Annotated in this window: 21 protein-coding genes, 1 tRNA gene and 1 pseudogene; 12 read left to right on the top strand and 11 right to left on the bottom strand. The window is 72.1% G+C overall.

Annotated elements, in window-relative coordinates; all coding sequences use genetic code 11:
- Positions 1 to 47: 47 nt before the first annotated feature.
- Positions 48 to 863, bottom strand: coding sequence for a hypothetical protein (locus ACIBL4_RS35205; protein ID WP_399415845.1), 816 nt, complete (start codon positions 861 to 863; stop codon positions 48 to 50).
- A gap of 224 nt (positions 864 to 1,087) precedes the next feature.
- Between ACIBL4_RS35205 and ACIBL4_RS35200 the strand changes: the two genes are divergently transcribed.
- Entirely contained in the window at positions 1,088 to 1,558 is a 471-nt protein-coding gene (locus ACIBL4_RS35200) for an ATP-binding protein (RefSeq protein ID WP_399415844.1), read from the top strand.
- A gap of 116 nt (positions 1,559 to 1,674) precedes the next feature.
- Here ACIBL4_RS35200 and ACIBL4_RS35195 read toward each other — a convergent pair whose 3' ends face one another.
- On the bottom strand, positions 1,675 to 4,668 hold the full coding sequence (locus ACIBL4_RS35195) for a glycine--tRNA ligase (protein WP_399415843.1): 2,994 nt from the start codon (positions 4,666 to 4,668) through the stop codon (positions 1,675 to 1,677).
- Positions 4,669 to 4,888: 220 nt separating this feature from the next.
- Between ACIBL4_RS35195 and ACIBL4_RS35190 the strand changes: the two genes are divergently transcribed.
- Positions 4,889 to 5,713, top strand: a complete 825-nt coding sequence (locus tag ACIBL4_RS35190; protein ID WP_399415904.1) for a triphosphoribosyl-dephospho-CoA synthase — start codon at positions 4,889 to 4,891, stop codon at positions 5,711 to 5,713.
- A 53-nt stretch (positions 5,714 to 5,766) separates the two neighbouring features.
- Here ACIBL4_RS35190 and ACIBL4_RS35185 read toward each other — a convergent pair whose 3' ends face one another.
- Together ACIBL4_RS35185 and ACIBL4_RS35180 are read right to left on the bottom strand one after the other, a co-directional pair.
- Positions 5,767 to 7,233 (bottom strand): aminopeptidase P family protein, encoded by a 1,467-nt coding sequence (locus ACIBL4_RS35185; protein WP_399415842.1) that lies wholly within the window; start codon positions 7,231 to 7,233, stop codon positions 5,767 to 5,769.
- 76 nt (positions 7,234 to 7,309) lie between these two features.
- Positions 7,310 to 8,896: a PP2C family protein-serine/threonine phosphatase gene (locus tag ACIBL4_RS35180; RefSeq protein ID WP_399415903.1), complete on the bottom strand. Its 1,587-nt coding sequence runs from the start codon at positions 8,894 to 8,896 to the stop codon at positions 7,310 to 7,312.
- Between the two features lie 502 nt (positions 8,897 to 9,398).
- Here ACIBL4_RS35180 and ACIBL4_RS35175 point away from each other — a divergent pair.
- Together ACIBL4_RS35175 and ACIBL4_RS35170 are read left to right on the top strand one after the other, a co-directional pair.
- Positions 9,399 to 10,064, top strand: coding sequence for a bifunctional DNA primase/polymerase (locus ACIBL4_RS35175; RefSeq protein WP_399415841.1), 666 nt, complete (start codon positions 9,399 to 9,401; stop codon positions 10,062 to 10,064).
- Positions 10,065 to 10,119: 55 nt separating this feature from the next.
- Positions 10,120 to 10,725 (top strand): hypothetical protein, encoded by a 606-nt coding sequence (locus tag ACIBL4_RS35170; protein ID WP_399415840.1) that lies wholly within the window; start codon positions 10,120 to 10,122, stop codon positions 10,723 to 10,725.
- A gap of 242 nt (positions 10,726 to 10,967) precedes the next feature.
- Here the strand turns inward: ACIBL4_RS35170 and ACIBL4_RS35165 are convergent, their stop codons facing one another.
- From ACIBL4_RS35165 to ACIBL4_RS35155, 3 genes are all read right to left on the bottom strand, one after another.
- Positions 10,968 to 11,933, bottom strand: a complete 966-nt coding sequence (locus ACIBL4_RS35165; RefSeq protein ID WP_399415839.1) for a DUF5926 family protein — start codon at positions 11,931 to 11,933, stop codon at positions 10,968 to 10,970.
- A 237-nt stretch (positions 11,934 to 12,170) separates the two neighbouring features.
- The gene (locus ACIBL4_RS35160) at positions 12,171 to 12,809 is read right to left on the bottom strand and encodes an ATP-binding protein (RefSeq protein WP_356928248.1); all 639 of its coding nucleotides are present in this window, start codon (positions 12,807 to 12,809) and stop codon (positions 12,171 to 12,173) included.
- 157 nt (positions 12,810 to 12,966) lie between these two features.
- On the bottom strand, positions 12,967 to 13,794 hold the full coding sequence (locus ACIBL4_RS35155; protein WP_399415837.1) for a glycerophosphodiester phosphodiesterase: 828 nt from the start codon (positions 13,792 to 13,794) through the stop codon (positions 12,967 to 12,969).
- 286 nt (positions 13,795 to 14,080) lie between these two features.
- Between ACIBL4_RS35155 and ACIBL4_RS35150 the strand changes: the two genes are divergently transcribed.
- From ACIBL4_RS35150 to ACIBL4_RS35125, 6 genes and pseudogenes are all read left to right on the top strand, one after another.
- Entirely contained in the window at positions 14,081 to 15,529 is a 1,449-nt protein-coding gene (locus tag ACIBL4_RS35150) for a S1C family serine protease (protein ID WP_399415836.1), read from the top strand.
- Between the two features lie 62 nt (positions 15,530 to 15,591).
- Positions 15,592 to 15,678: transfer RNA gene (locus ACIBL4_RS35145), tRNA-Ser, on the top strand.
- 102 nt (positions 15,679 to 15,780) lie between these two features.
- Positions 15,781 to 16,841 (top strand): annotated as a pseudogene (locus ACIBL4_RS35140) (YihY/virulence factor BrkB family protein).
- Between the two features lie 146 nt (positions 16,842 to 16,987).
- Positions 16,988 to 17,407, top strand: coding sequence for a phage holin family protein (locus ACIBL4_RS35135; protein WP_399415835.1), 420 nt, complete (start codon positions 16,988 to 16,990; stop codon positions 17,405 to 17,407).
- Positions 17,404 to 17,877, top strand: coding sequence for a DUF3618 domain-containing protein (locus ACIBL4_RS35130; RefSeq protein WP_399415834.1), 474 nt, complete (start codon positions 17,404 to 17,406; stop codon positions 17,875 to 17,877). Before ACIBL4_RS35135 ends, ACIBL4_RS35130 begins: the two co-directional genes overlap by 4 nt.
- Complete coding sequence (locus tag ACIBL4_RS35125; RefSeq protein ID WP_399415833.1) at positions 17,874 to 18,140, top strand: DUF4235 domain-containing protein; 267 nt, start codon at positions 17,874 to 17,876, stop codon at positions 18,138 to 18,140. The genes ACIBL4_RS35130 and ACIBL4_RS35125 overlap by 4 nt, the downstream gene beginning before the upstream one ends.
- Positions 18,141 to 18,150: 10 nt before the next feature.
- Here ACIBL4_RS35125 and ACIBL4_RS35120 read toward each other — a convergent pair whose 3' ends face one another.
- On the bottom strand, positions 18,151 to 18,681 hold the full coding sequence (locus tag ACIBL4_RS35120) for an ATP-binding protein (protein ID WP_399415832.1): 531 nt from the start codon (positions 18,679 to 18,681) through the stop codon (positions 18,151 to 18,153).
- Between the two features lie 236 nt (positions 18,682 to 18,917).
- On the opposite strand from ACIBL4_RS35120, the gene ACIBL4_RS35115 reads away from it, so the two are divergent.
- Complete coding sequence (locus ACIBL4_RS35115) at positions 18,918 to 19,676, top strand: glycosyltransferase family 2 protein (protein ID WP_399415831.1); 759 nt, start codon at positions 18,918 to 18,920, stop codon at positions 19,674 to 19,676.
- 18 nt (positions 19,677 to 19,694) lie between these two features.
- On the opposite strand, the gene ACIBL4_RS35110 is transcribed toward ACIBL4_RS35115, so the two are convergent.
- The 3 genes from ACIBL4_RS35110 to ACIBL4_RS35100 form a co-directional block, all read right to left on the bottom strand.
- A complete protein-coding gene (locus ACIBL4_RS35110) occupies positions 19,695 to 20,456 on the bottom strand; it encodes a PIG-L deacetylase family protein (protein ID WP_399415830.1) in 762 nt (253 codons plus the stop codon).
- Between the two features lie 9 nt (positions 20,457 to 20,465).
- Complete coding sequence (locus ACIBL4_RS35105) at positions 20,466 to 20,729, bottom strand: ferredoxin (RefSeq protein WP_399415902.1); 264 nt, start codon at positions 20,727 to 20,729, stop codon at positions 20,466 to 20,468.
- A 95-nt stretch (positions 20,730 to 20,824) separates the two neighbouring features.
- The gene (locus tag ACIBL4_RS35100; protein ID WP_399415829.1) at positions 20,825 to 21,301 is read right to left on the bottom strand and encodes a hypothetical protein; all 477 of its coding nucleotides are present in this window, start codon (positions 21,299 to 21,301) and stop codon (positions 20,825 to 20,827) included.
- 331 nt (positions 21,302 to 21,632) lie between these two features.
- Here ACIBL4_RS35100 and ACIBL4_RS35095 point away from each other — a divergent pair, with 331 nt between their 5' ends.
- Positions 21,633 to 25,763 (top strand): hypothetical protein, encoded by a 4,131-nt coding sequence (locus ACIBL4_RS35095; protein ID WP_399415828.1) that lies wholly within the window; start codon positions 21,633 to 21,635, stop codon positions 25,761 to 25,763.
- The last annotated feature ends 145 nt before the right edge of the window (positions 25,764 to 25,908 follow it).

Raw genomic sequence — 25,908 nt, 5'->3', positions numbered from 1 at the left:
CGATCCCCTCCGAACCGTCCGAAAGGCGGAGTGGTGGTCGCGTCGCGTCAGGCGGCGAGGGCGAGTGCGGAGGCGCGAGCCGTGGCGGTCGGCGGACCGCGCCGGATCACCGTGTGCTGAAGCGCGGTCGTGCGCGGCATCGCAGGCGCGGGCCGCACGGCGTGCACGGGGCGCGGGCATGCATCCGGGGCCCCCGGCAGCCCGGCGCGCAGAGCGCGCACCAGCGCGAGCGCGGCCCACAGGGAGCGCACGAGCGCCCCTTCCGTGACCCCTTGCGCCGACAGTTCGGTGAGCCGCAGCAGGGCCAGGTCGCCGTGGCGCAGCAGCCAGCCGGCGGCGATCGCCGCGAGGGCATGGCCGAGCAGCATCGGCAGGGACGGCCACAGCGAGGCCGACACCCCGGCGTCCGACGTCAGATGCGTGTGCGCGCCCGCGGCCGGCTGGATCCGGGCGTCGGTGAGGATCTTGTGCGCCTGTGCCGGGTTGATCGCCGCGGCCGTCGTGCCGCACACCAACCGCGCGGCCTGCTGGACCAGCGCGGCGTCACCCGTGCCCGCGGGCGCCGACGCCGTGACGGCGGCCGTACCGTGCTGACCGAGTCCGAACAGCGTGTGCAACACCGTCTGGCCGACCGCGAGCAGCGCCGCGATCCCCGCCAGCGAGCGCACACGCCCGGCGAACGGCGCCGCCACGGCGAGCACCCCGAGGAACCCGGCGCCCAGCGTCCACAGCGGAATGCCGTCGCAGGAGGCGAGCGCGTGACCTGCCCCGGCCAGCACGACACAGACCGCGGCGAACACCGCGGCCCGCAGGATCCGGAGCGTGAGTCCGGAGCGCGTCGCGCACGCGTGGGGGGCAGTCATGGCGGGCTCATCATCGCACTGGCCACCCAGGCCTCGTGCGGCAGGTCCACAAGATGCCGTACGACCGGAACGTCACCCTCTGGCCCCGCCCGTCCCTCCACATACACCGATCAGGGCTAGGGCGCATCCGCCGTATGGGCGGCGTCACGTCAACTTCACGCTTACATGCGGGGACTCAGGGCAATACGTAACGGTATGTCGAGCCGCGGCCAGGAGGCTGGAGCATGAGCATCTGGTGGTCACTCCATCTGCGGCGCGAAGCTGCGAGCGTGCCGCTCGCCAGGCGCCTTCTGATCGGCACGATGGAGACCGCGGGCGTCGATCCCGATATCTCCTACGACCTCTCCGTCGCCCTCAGCGAGGCCTGCGCGAACGCCGTGGAGCACGGCGGGGACACGGCACGCGGCGGCCCCGGATCGGAGGCGTACCGGGTCACGGCGTATCTCGACGGCGAGAAGTGCCGGATCGAGGTCGCCGACGCGGGCCCGGGATTCCCCGCGGGGTCCGCCGACCGGTCCCGCCCGCCGATCCGGCCCGCGCACACCGACTCGGAGAACGGCAGAGGGCTGTGTCTCATCGAGCAGCTCGCCGACCATGTCCACATCGGCAACAAGCCCGGCCGGGGCGGGGCTGTGGTGAGCTTCGACAAGATCCTCAAGTGGCGCGAGGACGCCGCGCCCCTGATGGCGGTCTGACTTCCGCCGACGCCCGAGCGGCTCGGAGGCGGTGTTTCACGTGAAACGTCCGTCCCCTGACCGCCCGCCCTCTGACCCTCCGCCCTCTGACCGTCCGTCCCCTGACCGTCAGCCCCCTACAGCGCACCCCAGTCCAGCGTCGTACGCGCCAGCTCCGCCACCTGCGTGAGCAGCGCCAGCCGGGCCGCGCGGACCGCCGGATCCGGGTCCATCACCAGCACCTCGTCGAAGAAGGCGCTGATCGCTTCGACCAGCGGGGCGGAAACCTCGATCAGTGCGCCGAGGTCGTCCTCACGGCCCTGCAGTGCTTGGCGTACGGCGTCGGCGCACTCGGCGAGACGCCGCTCCGCGGGCGCCGTCAGCAGGGAGGGATCCGCCGCCTCGACGCCGCCCTCGGGGAGGATGCGCACCACCCGCTGGAACGCGGCAGCGAGTGCCTCGAACTCCTCCGTGCCGATGTGCCGCTCCAGCGTGGCCAGGGTGCGGTCGCCGTGGGAGGGCCGGTCGGCCCACACCAGGACGGCCTGCACGAGCCGGTGCTCGTGCCCGGCGTCCGTGAGCTGCTGCTCGTAGCGCCGGGTGATCAGTTCGGCGGCCTCGGCGACCCGCTCGGCCGGCACCTCGACGCCCTGCGCGGCATACCGTACGGCCGCCGCGCGCAGCCCTTCGCTCACCCGCACCCCGGCCACGGCGGGAAGGCTCCGCAGCACATTCAGCAGCCCGATCGCGGCCCGGCGCACCCCGTACGGGTCGGAGCTCCCGGTCGGCGCGGCCCCGATCACGAACATGCCGGTCACCAGGTCGAACCGGTCGGCGAGCGACAGCACGGCCCCCGCGTCCCCGGCCGGCAGGGCGCCGCCGGCGGAGCGCGGCAGCTCCATCTCGGCCAGGGCCCGCGCGACCTCGGCGGACTCACCGGCCCGGCGCGCGTACTCCTCGGCCATCACCCCGGCCAGTCCGGAGAACTCGATCACCATCTGCGACGCCAGGTCGAACTTCGCCAGCGCACCGGCGCGCCGGACGACGTCGACAGCCTCCTGTGGAAGACCGGCCCGCCCGGCCAGGTCCACGGCGAGGGAGGCGAGCCGGTCGGCGCGGTCGGCGACCGTACCGAGCCGGTCCTCGAAGGTCAGCTTGTCCAGCCGGCGCCGGAACTCCGCCGGCGGCACCTTAAGATCCGCCCGCCAGAAGAACGCGGCGTCCTCGTAACGGGCCCGCAGCACCGCCTCGTTGCCCGCCCGCACCACGTCGTCGTCACACAGGGCGTTGGCGAAGGTGACGAAGTGCGGCATCAGCCGCTCACCGTCCAGCACCGGCAGATAGCGCTGGTGCTTGCGCATCACGGTGGTCAGGACGCTCGCGGGCAGTTCGAGGTAACGCTCGTCGAACGACCCCCGCACGGCATACGGGAACTCCAGGATGTCGGTGATCTCGTCGATCAGATCGGCCTGCCCCTCCACGTCGATCCGCCCGCCCACCTCGGCCGCCGCCTCCAGGGCACCACGGACCACCGCACCGCGCCGGGCGTCCCGGTCCAGCAGGATGCCGTGCATGTGCAGGAAGTGCGGGTAGCCCTCGGCGGAGGTCACCCGGACCTCCGGGTCAGGGGCCTGGCGCTGCACCCGCGTCGTGTCGCTCGAGGCGAGCGAGGAGACCACCACGGGCAGGGGAGTACGGCCCAGCAGGGCGAGCAGCCAGCGCACGGGCCGTGAGAACGACAGACCCGGGTCGCTCCAGCGCATGTTGCGGCCGGCGCGCAGCCCCGAAACGACTTCGGCCAGCAGATCGCTGAGCACCTCGACGGCCGGACGGCCCTCTTCGTGGCGGGTGACGGCCACGTACTCGACGCCCTTGACGTTGACGATCCGCACGTCGGTCGGCTCGGCCCTCTGACTGCGGGCGAAGCCCAGCAGGGCAGGCGTCGGAGCGCCGTCCTTGAAGGCGGCGGCGACCTTGGGGCCGCGCACGGTCCGCATGGTGTCCCGCTCGCGCGGCTGCACACCCTCGACGGTGATCACGATCCGGCGCGGCGTGGCCATCACGGTGATCGCGCCGTGCCCCAGCCGGGTCGCGGCCAGCTTGGCGGTGACCGACTCGCGCACCGCCTCGGTGGTGGCGGGGACGTCGGCGTACGGCAGTTCCTCCACGCCGATCTCGAACAGCAGTGTCTCGGCGTCGGGCACCTTGGGCAGTGCGGCCCGCTGGGCCGGGGCCGGCGCGGCCGCCACCCCGAGCGGATGCTCCAGCGCCGCCCGCCGCCGCTCCCAGAGCTTGGCCGACTCGTGCGTCAGGCCGCGCATCAGCGCGAACGCCTTGGCCCGCTCGGTGGTGCTGATCGCACCGCGCGCGTCGAGCACGTTGAAGGTGTGGCTGCACTTGAGCACGTACGTGTACGCCGGGACCGGCAGCTCCAGATCGAGCAGGCGCCGGGCCTCGGCCGCGTACGCGTCGAACAGCCGCTGGTTGGTGTCGAGGTCCGCGTCGTCGAGGTAGTAGCGGCTCATCTCGTACTCGTTCTGCCCGAACACCTCGCCGTACGTGATGCCCGGCGCGTACACGATGTCCTTGAAGTGGGCGACGCCCTGAAGGTTCATCAGGATGCGTTCGAGGCCGTACGTGATCTCCACCGACACCGGGTCCAGGGCGACACCGCCGACCTGCTGGAAGTAGGTGAACTGGGTGATCTCCATGCCGTCCAGCCAGACCTCCCAGCCCAGCCCCCAGGCGCCGAGCGCGGGCGAGGCCCAGTTGTCCTCGACGAACCGCACGTCGTGCGCGCCGAGGTCGACACCGAGCGCCTCCAGGCTCCCCAGGTACAGCTCCTGAGGGTTGCCCGGGTCGGGCTTGAGGATGACCTGGAACTGGGTGTGGGTCTGCAGCCGGTTGGGATTCTCGCCGTAGCGCGAGTCGTCCGGCCGCACGCTCGGCTCCACGTAGGCCACGCTCCACGGCTCGGGACCGAGCACCCGCAGTGCCGTGGCCGGGTTGGCCGTACCGGCTCCGACCTCGGTGTTCAACGGCTGCGTGATCATGCAGCCGTTGTCGCTCCAGTACTTCTGCAGGGTGAGGATGGCGTCCTGCATGGTCAGCGCCGTCTGGACGTTCTTCATGATGATCGCGCCTGTTCCCCGAGTCGGACCGGCAAGGTCGGCCATGATCTCACACGCCAACTACCGTTGACCTGCGGTTTTCCGATCACTGTCCGGATGCCGCCGGTCGATTCACAGTCGGCTCTCAGCCCGGCCTCACACACCTGACGGGTGCCGTCCCTAAGTTCCCCCTTCCATGACGGGAAACCACCGGAACACCTCCACCGCCCCCGGTACGGCGATGAGCAGCCCCGAGGACGAGGCACTCGCACACGCCGCCGTCGACGCGCTGGTCGGTCAGCTGGCCCTGGCCCCCAAGCCGGGCCTGCCCGACCCGCGCGACCTGACGGCCCGGGCCACCCGCCGGGACCACCGCGCCCTGTGCTGGTCGGCCAGGGCACTGCTCCCCGGCCTCACGGCCATGGCCGCCGCGGCCCGCCGCACGGGCGAACCCAGTGCCCGTCTCCGTGCGGAACTGGGCGCGATCGGCCGCTCGACGGAACACACGGTGGCACTCGCGGGCGGCGGCCACCGGGGCGCTCTGTGGACGCTCGGCCTGCTGGTCGCGGCGGCGGCGCTGCAACCGGGCGCCGACCCGGCCGAAACGACGACCCTGGCCCAGCACATCGCCGCCCACCCGGACCGCCGCGCGCCGCGCCGTCCCTCACGCGGCTCCACGGTCTCGGCCCGCTACGGCGCGGCCGGTGCCCGGGGCGAGGCCAGGGCGGGATTCCCGCACGTCCGCCGGGCCCTGACGACCCTCACCACCGCCCGTGTCCAGGGCGCTTCCGAGCCCCAGGCCCGCCTGGACGCCTTGCTCACGGTGATGTCGACGCTCCAGGACACCGAACTGCTCCACACAGCGGGTCCGATGGGTCTACGCCATGTCCAGGCGGGCGCACGCGGTGTGCTGGAAGCGGGCGGTACGGCCACGGAGCCGGGGGCGGCGGCCCTGTCGGCCCTGGACAAAGATCTTCGGGCACGCGCCTGGATTCCCCGGGGCAGCGCCCCTCTCCTTGCGGGGACGCTGTTCCTGGACGCCTTGGGGACGCGGGGCTGTGTCTGATTGCGGCTCCACCGCGTGGGCGCGACCAGCCACAGATCACCCGCACCCGAACCTCAGCCCCTGACGGAGGCCATCCAAGCCTCGACCTCATCCGACCGCCGGGGCAACGCCGCGCTCAGATTCCGGTTGCCGTCCTCCGTCACGAGGATGTCGTCCTCGATCCGCACACCGATACCCCGGTACTCCTCCGGCACCGTCAGATCGTCGGCCTGGAAGTACAGCCCCGGTTCGACGGTCAGGCACATCCCCGGCTCCAGCACACCGTCGACGTACGTCTCGGTCCGCGCGGCAGCGCAGTCGTGCACGTCCATCCCGAGCATGTGCCCGGTGCCGTGCAGCGTCCAACGCCGCTGAAGCCCCAGCTCCAGCACCCGCTCCACCGGCCCCTCGACCAGGCCCCACTCGACGAGCTTCTCGGCCAGCACCCGCTGCGCGGCATCGTGGAAGTCCCGGTACTTCGCCCCGGGCTGCACCGCGGCGATCCCGGCCTCCTGGGCCTCGTACACGGCGTCGTAGATCTTCCGCTGGATCTCGCTGAAGCGGCCGTTGACCGGCAGTGTCCGCGTGACGTCGGCGGTGTAGTACGTGTGCGTCTCCACGCCCGCGTCGAGCAGCAGCAGGTCACCCGACCGCACGGGCCCGTCGTTGCGCACCCAGTGCAGCGTGCAGGCGTGCGGCCCGGCCGCGGCGATGGTGCCGTAGCCGACGTCGTTGCCCTCCACCCGCGCGCGGAGGAAGAACGTGCCCTCGATGTACCGCTCGGAGGTCGCCTCGGCCTTGTCGAGGACCTTCACCACATCCTCGAAGCCGCGCACGGTCGAGTCGACGGCCTTCTGGAGCTCGCCGATCTCGAACTCGTCCTTGACCAGCCGCGCCTCGGAGAGGAAGACCCGCAGCTCCTCGTCGCGCTCGGCGGTGACCTTGTCGGTCAGCGCGGCCTCGATACCGGCGTCGTACCCGCGCACGACCCGCACCGGGCCGGTGGCCTCCCGCAGCGCCCCGGCCAGCTCGCGCACGTCGGAGGCGGGGATGCCGTACAGCTGCTCCGCCTCGGTGAGGGAGTGCCGGCGGCCGACCCACAGCTCGCCCTGGCCGTCCAGCCAGAACTCGCCGTTCTCCCGGTTCGAACGCGGCAGCAGGTAGATCGTCGCCTCGTGGCCGTCGCCCTTGGGCTCCAGGACCAGGACACCGTCCTCGGTCTGGTTGCCGGTGAGGTAGGCGTACTCGACGGAGGCGCGGAAGGCGTACTCGGTGTCGTTCGAGCGGGTCTTCAGGTTGCCCGCGGGGATCACCAGCCGCTCGCCCGGGAAGCGCGCGGACAGCGCGGCCCGGCGGGCGGCGGTCTCGGCGGCCTGGGGAACGGGCTGGAGGTCACGCAGCTCGGTGTCGGCCCAGCCGCTCTTCATGTTCTCGGCAAGCTCGTCGGACACGCCGGGGTACAGTCCGTTCTTCCGCTGCTTGATCGGCTCCTCTTCGGCAGTCTCCGGGGTGTCCGAAGGCTCTTCTGCCACGGCGGTCATCCTCCTCGATACGGCGCTGGACCGCCCTCCACTCTACGGCGGCGGGGAAGCGGCCTCAGGGCGATGACGAGGAGCGTTACTCGAACCGCACCGCCAGCAGGACGACGTCCTCCGCTCCGTCCTCCCCCAGTCTCGAATTCGCTCGACCGGGAGGTACCCCCTCGTCCAGCCCGTCCGGCAGCACGTTCCGCAGGACATGGTCGGCGAGGGCGCCGGGGTCGCACCGCAGTGCCCGGGGCGCTCCGGCCGCCGCCGCGTGCAGCCGGGCGAAGGCGCGGTCGATGGTCTCGCCGGTGCGGTGCAGCAGCCCGTCGGTGTACAGCAGAACCGTCTCTCCGGGCTCGGCGAGGATCTCCACGCTCGGCGCCTCCCAGCAGGCGAGCATGCCCAGCGGGGCGGAGACGGACGTCTCCACGAACTCGGTGCGGCGCTGGCCGATCAACAGCGGCGGACTGTGCCCGGCACCGGCCAGCGTGATCTTGCGGGCGGCCGGTTCGCAGTAGCCGAACAGGGCGGTGGCCGAGCGGGCCGGCTCGGTCAGCCGCAGCAGCAGCTCCAGGTCGGACAGGACGGCGACCGGGTCCTCCCCTTCCATCACGGCGTACGCGCGCAGGGACGCCCGCAGCCGGCCCATCGCGGCGACCGCGCTGGGCCCCGCTCCGGTGACGGACCCAACGGCGAGGCCGAGGGCGGCGTCGGGCAGCGGCAGCGCGTCGTACCAGTCGCCGCCGCCGCGCGGGCCGGTGCGGTGCCGGGCGGCGAGCTGGACACCGGCCACCCGCGGCAGCCGCGCGGGCAGCAGCTCGTCCGACATGGTCGCCATGGCCGCACGCGTGCGCTCCAGCTCGAGCAGCCGGGAGAGGTGCTCGGCGGCGTACCGGACGTACAGGCCGACGAGGTGGCGCTGCCGTTCGATCGGTTCGGCGGGTTCGTCGTAGAGCCACGCGACGGCGCCGAGGCGGTCGGCGGACTCGGAGGATCCGGCGGAATCGGGGGACGCGGCGGACTCGGGGGTCAGGGGGAGGGCGTAGCTGGCGGCGTAGCCGAGGCGGGCCGCGACCTCGCGGTGGCGGGGGTCGAGCCCCTCCTGGGCGAACAGGTCGGGCTCGGCGATGCCGTCCTCGCCGCCGGACAGTCCGTCGAGGATCCGGCCGTAGGACAGGGCGCTGCGGGGCACGGTCTCGATGTGGCCGAGGTCGGCGCGGGCCAGGCCCAGGCCGACGGTGGTGTCCGGGCCGAGTCCGTCGCCCGGTTCCAGGACGACGAGGCCGCGGCGGGCGCCCACCAGGGCGGCGCCGGCCCGCAGCAGCTCCTGGAGCGCCTGATCGAGCGCGGACGTGCGGGTCAGACGCTCGGTCAGCTCGTGCAGAGTGGTGAGGTCGGAGACCCAGCCGGCGAGACGGTCCTGGAGTACCGCGCCCGGTGGGACCGGAGGGTTTGGCGGGGCAGGCGGGGAGGAACCCGCCGCGACGGGCGCGACAGTGTGTGCGGGTGCCGGAACCGTTGAATCGATTCCAGCCACTTTCGGAGGGTGCGGGGCGTTCATGGCGTCCGGCTTTCCGACCAGCGCGTACTGCTCAAAAGCATCGCAAACCCCCATGTCATTCTGCGCCGCTAGCAGTGTCTCCACATGTACACGCACTCGTGAGGAGATGTCCAGCATTGTCCTGCTGGGATTCCTGGTGTCCATGAGGTTTGAGGGAACAACTCTCCTTCCTCTTGCTTAAATGCAAAGTTGGCTTAAAACTGCCGCAAGGGACGGCTTATTGCGGTCGACTGGGCTTGCTCGACCGAGCGTCACAACGGTCGTGATGGGTACGTACTCGGTGAAGGCCAGGGGTGGTTGCGAACTACCCGGAACCTGGTGACGGACCCGGGCGTCCTATCCACCGACGACCGTGCCCCATCCTCCCGTGGCGGAGGCGGAGAGAAATACGCGCGACGGCAAACGCCATACTTCGCCACCCCTACGCCACGCCCGTGCTTTTGATAGACGCAGTATGGGCGGGACGGCCGCGGAGGCAGCCAAAGCTCGACCCATAGGGGTTCCCCTTGCCCACGGCAGGGGTGTGATGCGCCAACAGGTACGCACAGTGAAGTGATCGACACATGATGTGATGTGGACCACGGTGTTGCCGGCGTGCAACGGAAAGGAACGAGCGCTCATGCGCGAGATCCTCGGAAGGCGACGCAGGCTCCTGTCCAAGCGCAGCGACGGGAGGCCTGAGCTGATCGGCGCGGCCCTGACCTACGCGACGGAATGGCAGTGGCCCGTACTCCCGGGCGTGGCGGCGGACCCCGAGGGGCGCGGCCGCTGCGGTTGCCCTGACCCCGAGTGCACGGTGCCCGGCGCGCACCCCTTCGACCCCGGCCTGCTCGCGGCCACCACCGACGGGCGCATGGTCCGCTGGTGGTGGAGCAACCGGCCGGCGGCGCCGATCGTCCTGGCCACCGGCGGCAAGGCCCCCTGCGCGGTCTCCCTGCCGGCCCTGCCGGCCGCCCGCGCCCTCGAAGCGCTCGACCGCTCGGGGCTGCGGCTCGGCCCGGTCGTCGCCTCCCCCAGCCGGTGGGCCATCCTCGTCAAGCCGTACTCCATGGAGCAGCTCGGCGAACTGCTCTACGCCAAGGACTTCGTGCCCGGCTCTCTCCGCTTCCACGGCGAGGGCGGCTACCTCGCGCTGCCCCCGTCCGAGACGGGCCAGGGCGAGATCCGCTGGGAGCGGGCGCCGCTGCCCGGCTCGGCCTCGCCGTGGGTGCCCGATGTGGAGGCCGTGGTGGACGCCGTGGTCGAGGCCCTCACTCGTACGGGTGTGAGCGCGCCCGAGTTCTAGGACTGTCGGGCGCGCCGAGCCCGGGTTCCGCCCCGGGGCGTTAAGTTCCGGGGTCATGCCGCGTCATTCCCGGGGCCGTCCCCGGGACCTCAGAGAGTTCCGGTTTCTCGCCCTCGCGGGTGTCGTGGCGGCGTGCGCGGTCGCACTGCCCCTGGCGGTGGCGTCCGCGGGCTCCCCGGGCTCCCGCGGTTCAGGGGATACGACCCGTGCCGGGGGCTCGGTGGACCATGCCGGCGAGCGTTCGTCCACGCCGTCCGCGGGCGGTGAGGAGCCTTCCGCCGGGGCCGGCCTCCCCGCCCTCGGCCCGGGCCTGTCGACCGCCGCGCGCTGCGGTCCCGAACTCTCCTCTCCCGAGGGCGTCGAGGCGCAGACCTGTGTCGTGACGCAGGCCGCGGACACCTGGGCGCGGACCTACTACCGCAACGCGACCGGCGAGACGCTGGACGCCGTACTGAGTCTGATGGGGCCCGGCGCCCGGACCGTGCGGATCACCTGCGCGGTGGGCGCCGAGGACGAGCCGGGGACCTGTGAGACGCCCCGCGAGCCCGCACGCGGGGAGCTGCGGGCGTACACGGCGGTCGCGGAGTTCGCCCGGCGGGCCGGCCAGGGGCCGCTGCTGCTGCGCTCGGGAAGCAACTCGCCCACGGCAGCGGGCAGTTGAGGAGCGGCTGCGTTCGGTGAACGGCCGCGCGCATGAAAAGACCCGGTTGCTGGCGACGGGGGATGCACCAGCAACCGGGCTACTGGAACGGTAACAAGAGATCGGCGGTTCGCAAATTCGATCTCGCCCTTTCCGGTCACCGATCGGCTTGTCCCGACCGGCAGTTGTGAAGGGCGTCACCTGTCCGAGCGCGAGGGTCCGGCCGGCCGTCGAAGGGCCGGACCGGGCCCTGTGCCGAGCCGTCAGCTGAGCGTGACCTGCCGGTTGGTGAGACCGCCACGCGCGCGGCGCTCGTCCGGAGTCAGCGGCGCGTCCGCGGCCAGGGCGGCGGCGAGGCGCTCGGCGAACTCGGCCGCCGGCTTCTCCACGTCCTCGGCCTTGACCCCGCTCGGCAGGTCCCAGACCGGCACGGTGAGCCCGTGAGCGCGGAAGGAGCCCACCAGACGTGTGCCCTCGCCCAGGCTCGACCGGCCCGCGGCGTGCAGCCGCGCGAGAGCGTCCAGAAGCTGCTCCTCGGGGTGGGGCATGACCCACCGCAAATGGTTCTTCTCGGGCGTTTCGCACCAGTACGCGGCGTCCACGCTCTGGAGCTTGACGGTCGGGATGGCCGCGGCGTTGGCCCGCTCCAGGGAGGCGGTCACCTCCGGTGTGGCGTTGTCCGGGTCCGGCACCCAGAACTCGAAGCCGCTGTGCACTTCTGGCTCGAAGGCGCCCTCCGGGTCGAGCAGATCCTGGAGCCGCGGTCCGTCGGCCGGGGCGCGGCGGCCCTGCACCGGCGTGCCGGGCTCGGCTTCCAGGGCGCGCTGGAGGATGTCGGCGAGGTCGCGGCTGAGGTCGCCCGACGAGGTGTCGTTCTGCAGACCGAGGAGGACCGAGCCGTCGTCGCGGCGCAGGGCGGGCCAGGCCATCGGCAGGACCGTGGCCAGCGTGACCGACGGGACGTCCTCGGGGAGGCCGTCCTTGAGCGTCAGCCCGGCCGTGGCCGCCGGGACCAGCTCGCGCAGGGCCACCCAGTCACACTCGCCGGGCAGGCCCTCGAAGGGGCGGTGCACCAGCTCGGTCACGGCGTGGGCCGCGGCCCGGCCGTGACAGGCCTTGTAGCGGCGGCCGCTGCCGCAGGGGCAGGGCTCACGAGCGCCGACGACCGGGATCTCTCCGTCGGTGATCTGCGGGCGCTTGGCCTTCGTCTGGGGTCGCTTCTTGGCCATCGATGGGTCTCCCGGTTACGGCTCGTCTCGTACGGTCGCGAGCCTAGCCGTTCGTGCCCCGGGGAGCGGGGTCCTGTGGACAACGCGGGTCCGGGGCGGCGCGGGGCTGTGGACTACACGGGCCTGTCGACCTGTGGACAACGCGAACCCCGTGACAGGGCGGGCCCTGTGGCCGAGGCGGCCCGTGTAGACAAGGCGGACCCTGCGAGTAACAGGTTGGGCCGGGCCGGTGCCGGGTCAGTCCATGTCGTCGAAGGCGTCCGCGAAGTCCAGTCCGGGTATCTGGGACACCGCCGGGGCCGTCACACGGGTCGCGAAGTCGTCGCGGCGGTGGCCGGCGTCCGGGTCGTACACGTCGGCGTGGACGACGACCCAGACGGTGACCTCGCCGCGGATGTCGTCCCGCACACCCCAGTCGTCGGCCAGCGCGGTGATGATGTTCAGCCCCCGGCCGCCGTGCGCCGTGACCGACGGGGTCGCGGGGGCGGGACGGGTCGGGCCGCCGCCGTCCGTGACCTCGACGATGAGCCGGCCGGACGGGTCCACGCGCCACGCGGCCCGGACGTCACCGTCACCGGAGAACGCGTCGCCCAGGGGCCTGCCGTGTTTGCACGCGTTGCTCAAAAGTTCGGAAAGGATCAGTACGGCGTCGTCGATGACCGATTCCGCTACGCCACCTCTGCGCAACTGTGCACGCATACGGTGTCTCGCTTCCCCCACGCCCGCAGGGCCATGGGGTACGGCCATGCTCGACGACGTGGGCACCTCCTGTGCCACCACCAACGCCACCCCCGAGACCTCCTTCGCCCCACGCCACGGTGTGGATGCCCCATTGGCCTGTACCGGAAACCGGCCAATCCACGTCCGGTGACGCATTCACCACGATCGAATACGGATCGAACGCGCCGGAGCACTCCCCGTAATCGCGTGGCTGGATTTCATCGGTGTGGCCGAGACGCGAGGATCCCGTCCGGCAAGGTATGAGGTCAAGAGGTGTGCGTGAGTCTGGTGGGACTTATGGGCTCGGCGGACCTCAGCGGCCGAGTTGGTCGAGCACCGCGCGCGGGCGGTTGGTGATGATGGCGTCGACGCCCAGGCCGACGCAGAGGTCCACGTCCTCGGGCTCGTTCACGGTCCACACGTGCACCTGGTGGCCGGCCCGTTTCAGCCGCTCCACATAGAGGGGGTGGTTGCGCACGATCCGGAGGGACGGGCCCGCGATCGGCACGCCCGGGGGCAGCCGTCCGTCGCGCAGCCGGGGCGAGGCGAACTGCGCCAGGTACACCGTCGGCAGGGTCGGCGAGGCGGCATGCACGCGGTGCAGCGAGCGGGCCGAGAAGCTCATGACCCGCACCCGGGACTCCTCGGCGGTGGCCGGGGCGTCGAGGCCGAACCGCTTCAGCAGGACCAGCAGCCGCTCCTCGACCTGCCCCGCCCAGCGCGTGGGGTGCTTGGTCTCGATGGCCAGTTCCACCCGGCGCCCGGCGTCGGCGACGAGTTCGAGCAACCGCTCCAGCGTGAGGACGGACGTCGCCTCACGGTCCTCCGGGCGGTGCTCCCAGTCGGGGTCCTCGTCGCGCCCCTTGTAGGCCTCACCGCTCTTCCAGGAGCCGAAGTCCAGGGCGGCGAGGTCGGCGAGCTCCAGGGCCGAGACCGCGCCGCGGCCGTTGGACGTACGGTTGATCCGGCGGTCGTGTACGCACACCAGGTGGCCGTCGGCGGTGAGGCGCACATCGCATTCGAGGGCGTCCGCGCCGTCCTCGATCGCCTTGGTGTACGCGGCCAGGGTGTGTTCCGGGGCGTCCTCGGAGGCACCGCGGTGGGCGACGACTTGAATCACATGCTGTCGAGCGTGAGTCACCGCGTCATGGTGCCACCGCGCGCGGGTACGCGTCTGGTCGGACGGACCCGGCGGATTCACAGGTCCGGACGGAGACACTGGAATTGCATCCTTTTCGTCGGTAATGACCTATATAAAGAATGGCCCCGGACCCACAGCCACCGCTTATGGTGCTCTGACGGCCAGTGGGAAAAGCTGACGCCATACAAAGGGACAAGCACAGCTGTATCGCGCCGGACCGTCACCAGCGTGAAAAAGCGTGACCGAGTGCGACCCAGGAAACAGCCGTGGATCGAGGAGAGAAGCTGTGAGCACCGAGAACGAGGGCACCGCGGTACCCCCCGCCCCGTCCGCACCCCCCGTGCCGGTGGACGCTCCCGCTGCTCCGGCGCCCGAGGGGCAGGCATCCCAGGGGCCGGGACCGTACGGACAGGACCCGCAGGGACAGCCCGCCCCCGGCCGGCCCGCCCCCGGCCAGGGCGCTCCTGGTGACACCGCGCATCACGGTGTCTCCTCCTCCGCTCCCGACCCCTCCTGGCCCCCGCCCCCGCCGCCCACCTCCCCGTACGGCGACGGTGGTTCCGGTTCCGGCGGCGGCTGGGGTTCCTCGTACCAGCAGCCGGCGCCGAAGTCCGGCCGTGGCCGTGGTGGTCTGGTCGCCGCGCTCCTGGTGGCCGCGCTGGTCGCGGGCGGCCTGGGCGGCGGTCTCGGCTACACACTGGCGAAGAACAACGACGACAGCAGCGGCTCGACGACGGTCTCCGCCTCCAGCAGCGGGGGCGACGTCAAACGCGACCCGGGCACGGTCGCGGGCGTGGCCGCCAGGGCGCTGCCGAGCACGGTCACGATCGAGGCCGAGAGCAACAGCGGCGAGGGCGGCACGGGCACGGGCTTCGTCTTCGACAAGCAGGGCCACATCGTCACCAACAACCACGTCGTGGCCGGCGCGGTGGACGGCGGCAAGCTCACCGCGACGTTCCCGAGCGGCAAGAAGTACGACGCCCAGGTGGTCGGGCACGCGCAGGGCTACGACGTGGCGGTCATCAAGCTCAAGGACGCCCCGTCGGACCTGAAGCCGCTCACCCTCGGCGACTCGGACAAGGTGGCGGTCGGCGACGCGACGATCGCGATCGGCGCACCCTTCGGCCTGTCCGACACGGTGACGACGGGCATCATCAGCGCCAAGAACCGCCCGGTCGCCTCCAGCGACGGCAGCGGCAGCCAGGCGTCGTACATGAGCGCCCTGCAGACCGACGCCTCGATCAACCCGGGCAACTCGGGCGGTCCGCTGCTGGACGCGCAGGGCAACGTCATCGGCATCAACTCCGCGATCCAGTCCACCGGCAACGGCGGCTTCGGCACCGGCCAGTCCGGCTCGATCGGCCTGGGCTTCGCCATCCCGATCAACCAGGCCGAGTACGTCGCCCAGGAGCTGATCAAGACCGGCAAGCCGGTGTACGCGAAGATCGGCGCGTCCGTCTCGCTGGAGGACACTTCGGGCGGCGCGCAGATCTCCAAGGAGGGCGCGGGCGGCGCCGCTTCACCGGTCGAGCCCGGCGGCCCGGCCGCCAAGGCCGGCCTCAAGCCCGGCGACGTCATCACCAAGCTCGACGACCGGGTGATCGACTCCGGCCCCACCCTGATCGGCGAGATCTGGACCCACAAGCCCGGCGACAAGGTCACGATCACCTACGAGCGCGACGGCAAGCAGCACACGGTCGACGTGACCCTGGGCTCGCGCGTCGGCGACAACTGACCGGCAGCCGCACGCACCGACCCGTTACCCTTGTCCCGCGCCGCCGATCACGGCCGGCGCGGGGAGGCGTGCCCGAGCGGCCGAAGGGAACGGTCTTGAAAACCGTCGTGGCAGCGATGTCACCGTGGGTTCAAATCCCACCGCCTCCGCGCAGGTCATGAACCTTGCAGGTCAGAAGGGGCGCCCCGCGGTGAGGGGCGCCCCTTCTGTATGGGGGTGTGGGCGGAGTACGCCCTGGATACCCGGGTGCAATGGTTGGGACGCTGAAACGGCATGGGAGGCACGGCGGGCACAGCGCGACCGACCACAAGGCCGAGACCGCGCGGGCGCCTGAGGCCGGGCCGGATGAGCAGGTGGAGCGGCAGGCGCCGGATACTCTGGCGCAACTGCCCAAGCGCTCCTGGGTGGTGGTGCTGAAAGGCACCCTGAAGGAATTCAAGAAGGACGAGCTGGCCGACCGGGCGGCGGCGCTGACCTACTACGGGATTCTGGCGCTGTTCCCGGCGCTGCTGGCGCTGATCTCGCTGCTGGGAGTCGTGGGGCAGTCGGCGTCGCGGCAGGTGCTGGACAACATCCAGAATCTGGCCCCGGGCGCGGCGCGGGACGTTCTGCGCAACGCGGTGCAGCAGATGCAGGGCAACGCCGGGATCGGTTCGGTCATGGCGATCGTGGGTGTGCTGCTGGCGGTGTGGTCGGCCTCCGGCTATGTCGCCGCGTTCATCAGGAGTGCCAACGCCGTCTACGACGTCCCGGAGGGCCGTCCGGTGTGGAAGGTGCTGCCGGTGCGCATCGGTGTGACGGTGGTCCTGATGGTCATGGCCGTGGTCAGCGCGGTGATCGTCGTATTCACCGGCGGCCTGGCACGGGAGATCGGCACTGCGCTGGGAGTGGGCGACACGGCCCTCACTGGTGGTCGATCGCGAAGTGGCCGGTGCTGCTGGTCCTGGTGACGATCATGATCGCGATCCTTTACTGGGCGACACCGAACGCGAAGGTTCGCGGCTTCCGCTGGATCACGCCGGGCAGTTTCCTGGCGCTGGTGATCTGGATGATCGCCTCGGCAGGTTTCGCGCTCTACGTGGCGAACTTCGCCTCGTACAACAAGACCTACGGCACCTTCGCCGGCGTGATCATCTTCCTGGTGTGGCTGTGGATCACCAATCTGGCGATCCTGCTGGGCCTGGAGTTCGACTCGGAGATGGCCCGGCAACGCGCGGTGGCGGGCGGTCAGCCGGCCGGGGAAGAGCCGTACGTCGAGCCGCGCGACACCCGGAAGTGGGACGAGGAGGATCGCCGCCGTCTTGGACCCTGAGGTACGGCAGGGTGACCACACGCCCGGACGGTGAGGCGGCGCCGCAGGGGGTACCCGGACAGCCGACCGGATCAATGGGCGAGCCAGGCCCATGCGAACACTCGCGGGGCCCGCCCGGAACGCCGACGTAGGGCAGGTGAGCATGCATGACGGCAGACAGCCCCCACCGCACCGGTGCCGGAGCGCAGGAACCGGTGGGCGACCTGGTGCAGCGTGCCTCGCAGCAGCTCTCGCAGTTGGTGCGTGACGAGATGCGCCTGGCGCAGGCGGAGATGACCGAAAAGGGCAAGCGGTTCGGCAAGGGCGGTGGCCTGTTCGGCGGCGCCGGACTGGTGGGTGTGCTCACCCTGCAGGCGCTGGTGGTCACCGTGATCGCCGCGCTGTCGCTCACCATGGACGTGTGGCTGGCGGCTCTGATCGTCACCGGCGTCCTGGCCGCCATCACCGCCTTGATGGCGGCGCTCGGCAAGCAGCAGGTCGGCAAGGCATCGCCGCCGACGCCCGAGCGGACCATGGACAGCGTCAAGGCCGATGTGGCCGAGGTCAAGGAGAAGGCACAGCGATGATCCCGGACAAGTCACACACGGGCGATGAGGCAGCAGCACCTTCCCCGGAGGAACTGCGCGAGCATGTCGAGGCAACTCGTGAGGAACTCGGCGAGACCGTCGAGGCACTCGCGGCGAAGTCCGACGTCAAGACCCGCACCCAGGAGAAGACGGCAGCCGTCAGGCAGCAGGTTGCCGAGAAGACCACACAGGTCAGGGCCCAGCTGAAGGACAAGGCGACGCACGCCGCTCACGCCGTCCAGGACAGGACCCCGGAACCGGTACGTGCCAAGACCGCTGCGGCCACTGAGCAGGTCCGCGACAAGGCCGTGCACGTCGCAGAGCTGGCCCGGGACAAGGCCCCGCAACCGGTCCGTGAGAAGGCCGGCCACGGCATGGAGGCGGCGCGGGCCAAGCGGACCACGCTGCTCGCCGCCGCTGGCGCGTTCGTCGCACTGCTGCTCATCCGCCGTTCCCGGAGGCACCGATGAAAGCCTCGAAGATCGCTTACAAGCCGGTCGGCCTGGCCATGGGTGCCCTCAGCGGTGTGCTGGCCGGGGCGGTGTTCAAGGAGGTCTGGAAACGGCTCGGGCACGAGGAGGACGCCCCTGACGCCACCGACGAGCACCGCACGTGGCGGGAGGTGCTGCCGGCAGCTGTCCTGCAAGGTGCGATCTTCGCCGGTGTCAAAGCCGCCGTCGACCGCGGTGGCGCCACGGCCACCCGCCGCCTGACAGGCACCTGGCCCGGCTGACGGCTCCCGTTTACTCGTCGGCGGCTTTGCCCACCTCGTAGAGGGTCGGCCGGCCCCCGGGGGTAGAGGTGGGCATCGTGTCGCTCCGGTGTGGGCGCAGACGCAGATGGGCCGTGATCTGCTTTCCCACGGCGCGGAATCCGACGACGACTGTGTCGCTGACCGTGTGCACCAGGTGGAGTCCGTGCCCGCCGACGCGGTGCCGGTCGCGCTTGTGCACCACCGGTTCGTCGGGGGAGGTGTCCCACACGGTGATCGCGAGTGTGCCGGCCGACAGCTGCAGGACCAGCCCGCACGGGCCGGGAGCGTGCCGGATGGCGTTCGTGGCGAGTTCGCTGACGATCAGTTCGGCGTCCCTGGCCGGCAAGGCCGGTACGGGTGTGCGGCCGGTCAGCGGGGCGCGGGCGAGGAAGGCGCGGAGAACGCGGCGCGCTTCAGCGGCGCTGGCCGCACCGCTGTCCCACGCCACGTCGGAACGGAGCGTGGCGTGCTCACCCATGCCCTGCTCATCTGCCGCCTGCTTCATAAGCGGGATGACCATGTGGGGCTCTTTCGTTGTGCTCACCACTCTGGAGCGGCTTTCCGTGCTGCGCATACCCGGGCGCCGACCGCGCACACCGGGGCGGGCTCCCGGCGCCCGCGGTGCCGAACGGCCCACCCGGGGCACGTCGGTAGGCTGTCAGCGCTCCTCCCCAGGTGGGACGGGGCGATGGGAGTGGCAGATGCAGTCGCCGGAGGGAACGGGTTGAAGACCGGTGTGGCAGCGCGGGTTACGGCGTGAGCGGGCGCATCGTCGTCGTCACCGCTGTGCACGGCCCGTCGGCCCGGTTCCTGCCGGAGGCCCACACGTCCCTGTGCGAGCAGTGGCTGCCGGAGGGCTGGGCGTGGCACTGGGTGATCCAGGAGGACGGGGAGAGCGCGGACGTACGGCCGTACGTGCCCGACGACGAGCGGGTGACGTTCCGGCAGGGCCGGGCCGGAGGGCCCGGGGTCGCTCGGACCATGGCCCTGGCGCATGCCGAGGGTGCGTACGTGAAGGTCCTGGACGCCGACGACCAGCTGACGCCGGGCACGCTCGCGCGGGATCTCGCGGCGCTGGAGGCCGACCGCGGCCTCGGGTGGGCGACGTCGCGGGTGCTGGACCTCATGCCCGACGGCTCGACGGCCGGTTTCCCGGGCGACCCCGACCCCGGGCCGATCGAGCGCGGAGCCGTGTTGGCGCACTGGAAGGCCAACGGCTTCCTCGCCCCGGTCCATCCGGCCTCGCTGTTCGTACGACGGGAGCTGCTGCTCGCCCTCGGCGGCTGGATGGCGCTGCCCGCGTCGGAGGACACGGGGCTGCTGCTCGCGCTGAACGCGGTGAGCCGGGGGTGGTTCTCGGGCGAGGTGGGGCTGCTGTACCGGAAGTGGGAGGGCCAGGTGACCGGCCAGACCGCCCATGTGGACCGTGCCGAGCGGGCTGCCCGGATGGCGGTCGTGGAGGCCAGGGCCCGGGCGCTGGGCGGTTTCCGGTGGCCTTTTCCGGCCGGGCACTGACGTGAGCCGATCAATCGGCTATGGCTTGAGCTCGGTCTCCCTCGGCGCCTTCGCGGGCAGCTCATGGCGGATGTACCACTCCGTACCGAGCAACCGCTCCCGCTCGGGCGCCGGGAGCGCGGCTATCAGGCCCGGGGCTGCTCCCCGCTCCACCTCCGTGCGGTGCGCCAGCACGGCGGCGATTTTCCGGTCCAGCCAGCCGGTGACGTCGACGGTCGCCGTGACCCGGTCGTCCGGGACCGTGCGCATCGTCTTGCCCGTGGGGGCCAGGTGGCCGCCCCACGCCCGGACGGCGGAGTGCGGGTGGGTGGACAGATACAGCGCGCTCGGCTGCCAGGGCTCACCGGCGTCCGGGTAGAGGCGTTCGAATCCGGCGGCGTGCACTGCCGACAGGGTCACGCGGTGGGTGTGCACATGGTCCTCGTGGCCGGTCAGGCCGCCGTAGGCGTCGTGGGTGACGACGATGTCGGGGCGGAAGTCCCGGATCTGGGCGACCAGGGCGCCCACCGCCTCGTCGAGCGGGGCGTCGCACAGGCGCGGGCTGCCCGGCGCCGACCGCGGGACGCGGGAATCGGCATAGCCCAGCATGCGTGGGCGGCCGGCGCCGAGGATGTGGAGCGCCTCGGCCAGTTCCGCGGCGCGCGGGGTGTCCCTCGCCCAGGTCGCCGTGACGACGGCCGTGCGGGCGCCCGCCGCCGCGTGCCGGGCGAGGGTGCCGCCCGCCGTCAGGGACTCGTCGTCGGGGTGGGCGAAGACCGCGAGCAGGCTCGGTACCGGCACAGGCCCTCGCTACGGGCGGTCCGGTGACGAGGGCGCGTCGGTGGCGGCGGCGGTGGCTGTGGCTGTGGTGGTGACGGTGATGCTGATGCTGATGGCCTGACTGGGGCACTTCTCCGCCGCCTCCAGGGTCTCCGGGGCGTCGCCCGCCTCCTCGCGGCCCGGGCGGACGGCACCGAATCCGTCGACGAACTCGAAGACCTCCGGGGCCCTGTGGACGCACTCGGCGGAGCCGTAGCAGAGGTCGCGGTCGACAGAGACCTTGTGCGCCTTCATTCCGTTCATCCCCCTCGTCCCCCACCGGCCGATGCCGGAAGCCGGTGACCCGAGGTGTTGACTGCCCAGCGCGAGGCCGGCTGAACCGGCCCTCCCTACCGTGCGGCGGCCGCCGCCAGCCAGTGGGCGACCCGGCGTACGGCGGCCTCGTCGAGGCGTTCGGCGAGGGCCTGGACGGTCGCGTCGTCCTCGGGGGAGAGGTCGTAGAGGCCCGCCTTGCTCAGCCCGGACAGGAGGACCTGGTGGCGGCGGCCGGTCATGCGTTCCGACAGCCCGGTCGGTTGGGGGACAGAGGTGCCGGACTTCGGGGGTGTGCCGGACGTCAGGGGTGTGCCGGACGTCCGGGGTGTGTCGAAGCGGTGCCAGTCGCCGTCCTTCGGGCCCCACAGGGTGAAGGTCACCTCGTCCCCACGCGCCCGCAGGGTCTGTGTCATCTCGCCCAGGGCATGCAGAACGGGCGAGCGGTGGGGCGACTCCGCGGCTGTCCGCCAGGTCTGCTCGGCCGGGCGGCAGTACATCGCCACCCAGCGCGGGGCGCCCTGCGGGCGCGGGCTCTCGGGACGTGGCTCCACTGTGCTCACCCCTGTACGTCGCTTGCGGCGGCAGGGCGACCATAGCTGACGGGTCGTCAGTTATCCAGGGTTGGAGAGCGCTGGCCGCTGGGGAGGATCACCACGTCGTCCGGCACCGGTCCCTCCCCTCGTGGGGACCGGTACCGAACGGTGGGGGTCAACTCGTCCGGCTCCGCTGGAAGCCGACCGGATCAGTGCGCTGCTGCGTCCGGATCCTGCCAGTTCCGGCCACCGACGAGGAGTCTCCGGTTCCGGGTAGGCGGTATTACCGCAGGTCAGGCATATAGAGTGAGTTTTCCGGTCCGGACGTCCAGGCGCGGAGAGTTAAGGAGTGGAGACCTTGGGTTCCGACTCCGGGGCACGTACCGCCTTCGCGGAGCGCCTCGCACTGCTGTACAAGGAAGCCGGGAACCCTCCGCTCAAGCGGGTGTCCGAAGCGGTCGTCCGGCTCCAGCGGGTCGACGAACGCGGGCGTCCCGTCCGGGTGTCCGCGCAGCGCATCAGCGACTGGCGCCGGGCCCGGAACGTACCCGCTCAGTTCACCGCCCTCGCGGCGGTGCTGCACGTGCTGATCCCCGAGGCGCGGCGCACGCGGCCCACGCCGGTGTCCCCGGGCCTGTACGACCTCGGGCAGTGGCAGCGGCTGTGGGAAGCGGCGGTGGCCGGTCCGGTCGGCGAGCGCGGCTCGGAAGCCGCGGAGCAGGGGCGGCCGGAGGGCGAAGCCCCGCCCGTGCCGCCCGGCGGGGTGTGCCCGTACCGGGGGCTGGCCTCCTACCGCAGGGAGGACGCCCGGTGGTTCTTCGGCCGGCAGCGGAGCACGGACGCGCTCGTCGACCAGCTCCGGGCCGTGGCGGGGCCGGGCGGCCTGGTCATGCTCGTGGGCGCGTCGGGGGCCGGGAAGTCCTCACTGCTGAACGCCGGGCTGGTGCCCGCGCTGCGGGACGGGGCGCTGGATGATGGTGGCGAGGGTGGTGATGGTGGGGACGGCTCCGGTGAGTCCAGTGAGTCCAGTGACCGCAGTGGTGCAGGTGGTGCCGACGAGGCCCGTCACGCCACGGAAGTCGTGCAGCTCGTCCCCGGCGTTCATCCCCTGGCGGAGCTGACCCGGTGCATCCCGGAGCTGGCACCCGTCGTCTCGGCCGTGATCGCGGCCGACCCACCCGACGCTCCCGGCGCGGAGGACCCCGTCGTCCCCACCACCGTGGGTCCCCGCGTCGCGAGGGCCCCCGACGTCCGCGCCGCCGTCGCAGCCTGGGCGCGGCGCGAGGCGCCGTCCGGTGCCCGGCCGGTCGTCATCGTGGACCAGTTCGAGGAGACGTTCACCCTCTGCACCGACGAGACGGAGCGCCGTGCGTTCATCGAGGTCCTGCACGCCGCCTGTTCGCCGGCCGGTGACGGCGACCCGGCCCCGGCAAGCGTGGTGCTGGGCATACGGGCCGACTTCTACGAGCGGTGCCTCCGGTATCCCGAACTGGCCGACGCGCTCCAGCACCGGCACATGGTGCTCGGCCCCCTGACCACCGCGGAGCTGCGCGAGGCGGTGACGGGCCCGGCCAAGGCCGTCGGTCTGGAACTGGAACCGGGCCTGGCGGAGCTGATCGTCCGGGAGGTGAGCGCCGACGGCCCGCGCGGGGCGCACGGCGCGGGCGTGCTGCCGCTCCTCTCGCACGCCCTGCTCGCCACCTGGCAGCGCAGGAAGGCGGGCCGGCTGACGCTCGCCGGGTACCGCGCGGCCGGCGGCATCCAGGGCGCGGTCGCGGCGACCGCCGAGCGGGCCTGGTCCGGTCTCGACCCGGCGGCGCGCACGGCGGCCCGGCTGCTCCTGCTCCGGCTGGTCCGGCTGGGCGAGGACACCCAGGCCACGCGCAGGCGGGGCACCCGCCGCCAGCTGGCGGAGGAGTCGACCGACCCCGGCAAGACCGAGGAGTCCCTGGAGGCCCTGGTCCGCGCCCGGCTGGTCACGCTCGACGCGGAGACCGTGGAGATCACCCACGAGGCGCTGCTGCACGCCTGGCCGCGGCTGCGCGACTGGATCGACGACGACCGGCAGGGCAATCTGCTGCGCCAGCGTCTGGAGGAGGACGGCCGGGCCTGGGAGGAGTCGGACCGCGACACCTCACTGCTCTACCGGGGCTCCCGGCTGGAACAGGCCCACGGGTGGGCGAAATCCGCCGGGGATACGTTCCTGACCCGGAGCGCGGTGGAGTTCCTGGCCGCCTCGGTCCGGCTGCGCCGGCGCATCATCTGGATCAGCCGGGGCGCGGTGGCGACCCTGGTCGTGCTGGCGGTGCTGGCCGTCGGGGCGGCCGTCGTCGCCTGGAAGCAGCGGGACGAAGCCGTGTTCGAGCAGGTGCTCGCCCAGGCCGATCGCGTCCAGTACACCGACCCCTCGCTCTCCGCGCAGCTGGACCTGGTGGCACACCGGCTGCGCCCGGACGACAAGGGCGCGAACAGCCGCCTGATCTCCATCGTGAACGCCCCGCTGTCCACGCCGCTGGTCGGCCACAGCGGCGCGGTCTACCTCACGACGTTCAGCCCGGACGGCCGTACCCTCGCCACCGCCAGCTACGACCGGACCGTACGGCTGTGGAACACGACCGACCCCAAACGCCCGAAGCCCCTGGGCAAGCCGCTCACCGGTCACACCAGCTGGGTGAGCAGCGCGGTCTTCAGCCCGGACGGCCGGACCCTCGCCAGTGCCTCCGACGACGGCACGATCCGGCTGTGGGACGTGACCGACCCCGGCCACCCGAAGCGGCTCGGCAAGCCCCTGACCGGCCACGACGGCACGATCTACCTGGTCGCCTTCAGCCCGGACGGACGCACGCTGGCCTCTGTCGGCGACGATCACACCGTACGGCTGTGGGACGTGGCCGATCCACGCCGGCCGCGGGCGCTCGGCAAGCCCCTGACCGGGCACGAGGCCGCCGTACGGTCGGTGGCGTTCAGCCCGGACGGCCGGACGCTGGCGGCCGGCGGCGACGACGGCACGATCCGGCTGTGGGACGTGGCGGACTCGCGGCGTCCCGAGCCGGTCGGGAAGCCGCTGACCGGCCACACCGCCACGGTGCACTCCGTGGCCTTCAGCCCGGACGGCCGTACGCTCGCCAGTGGCAGCTCGGACAACACCATCCGCCTCTGGAACATGGCCGACCGGCGTCACCCGGCGGCGATCGGAGCGCCGCTCACCGGCCACACGGGCCCGGTGTGGTCCGTGGCCTTCAGCCCCGACGGCAGCATGCTCGCCGCCGCCAGCGCGGACAGCACGGCGAGTCTGTGGAAGGTCGGTGATCCGGCGTACCCGTCGCAGGTCGGCGCGCCCCTGGCGGGCAGCAGCGGCGAGATGTACGCGCTCGGCTTCAGCCCCGACGGGCGCACCCTGGCCACCGGGTCGGGCGACAACAAGGTCCGTCTGTGGGCGCTGCCGACGGCGGACATGATCGGCCGGACGGGAGTGTTCCGGCCGGACGGGCGGGTGCTCGCGACGTCGGCGCTCGACGGGCGGGTCCGGCTGTGGGACGTGCGCAAGCCGGGCAGGCCCGTGCCGATGGGTGAGCCCTTCCGGCCGAAGGGCGGCGTGCGCTCGCTGGAGTTCTCCGCGGACGGCCGCACGCTCGCGATGGTGACGGGGAACCGGGCCCTGCAGCTGTGGAACGTCGGCGATCCGGACCGCCCCGTCCCCCACGGGCCGCCCGTCCCGCTGCACATCCGGTTCGCCGATCCGCTGGCCTTCAGCCCGGACGGGCACCTGCTGGCGACCGCCGATGACGACCGCACCGTCCAGCTGTGGGACATCGGCGACCCGTCCCGCCCGCGCCCGCTCGGCGCGCCCCTCACCGGGCACAAGGGGTACGTCAACTCCCTCGTCTTCAGCCCGGACGGCCGTACGCTCGCCAGCGGCAGCGCCGACGGCACCATCCGGCTGTGGAACGTGACGGACCCCGGGCGGGCCGTCCTGCGTGGCGCACCCCTCACGGGGCATCTCGGAGCCGTCAACGTCCTCGCCTACAGCCCCGACGGGCGGACGCTGGCCAGCGGCGGCGACGACAACTCGGTCCGGCTCTGGGACCTGGAGAACCCGGACAGGGCCTCGCAGCGCAAGAGCCTCACGGGCCACACGGAGGCGGTCGTGTCCCTGACATTCAGCCGGAACGGCCGCACTCTGGCCAGCGGCGGCAACGACAGCACCGTGCGGCTCTGGAACCTCTCGGACCCCGCCAGGGCCACCGCGATCGGCCAGTCGATGAGCCCCAATTCCAGGAACGGCGGCACCTTCCTGTCGTTCAGTCCGAACAGCCACATGATCGGGGTGTCGAGCGGCACCGACACCATCCGGCTGTGGAACCTGGACGTCGAGGCGGCCGCACGCCGCGTCTGCACGATGACCCGGGGTGTTCTGACACCGGAGACCTGGAGCGAGTACCTGCCCCGGCTGTCCTACGACCCGCCGTGCGAGCCCTGACGGGGCCGGTCGCCCAACAGGCCGCCCTCGCCCGGCAGTTGAGTGATACGAGTCACAACCTGGGCTTTGCTGACGAACAGCCGGTTCCCATGGGCAAGCGCTTGTTACCCTTGGCCATAGCCCGACCGCTGGTGCATCCCCCGTC

This window comes from Streptomyces sp. NPDC050416 (assembly GCF_044458845.1).
GTDB lineage: Bacteria > Actinomycetota > Actinomycetes > Streptomycetales > Streptomycetaceae > Streptomyces.
The sequence above is the reverse complement of the archived record's forward strand: the minus strand, read 5'-3'. Positions and strand labels throughout refer to the sequence as shown.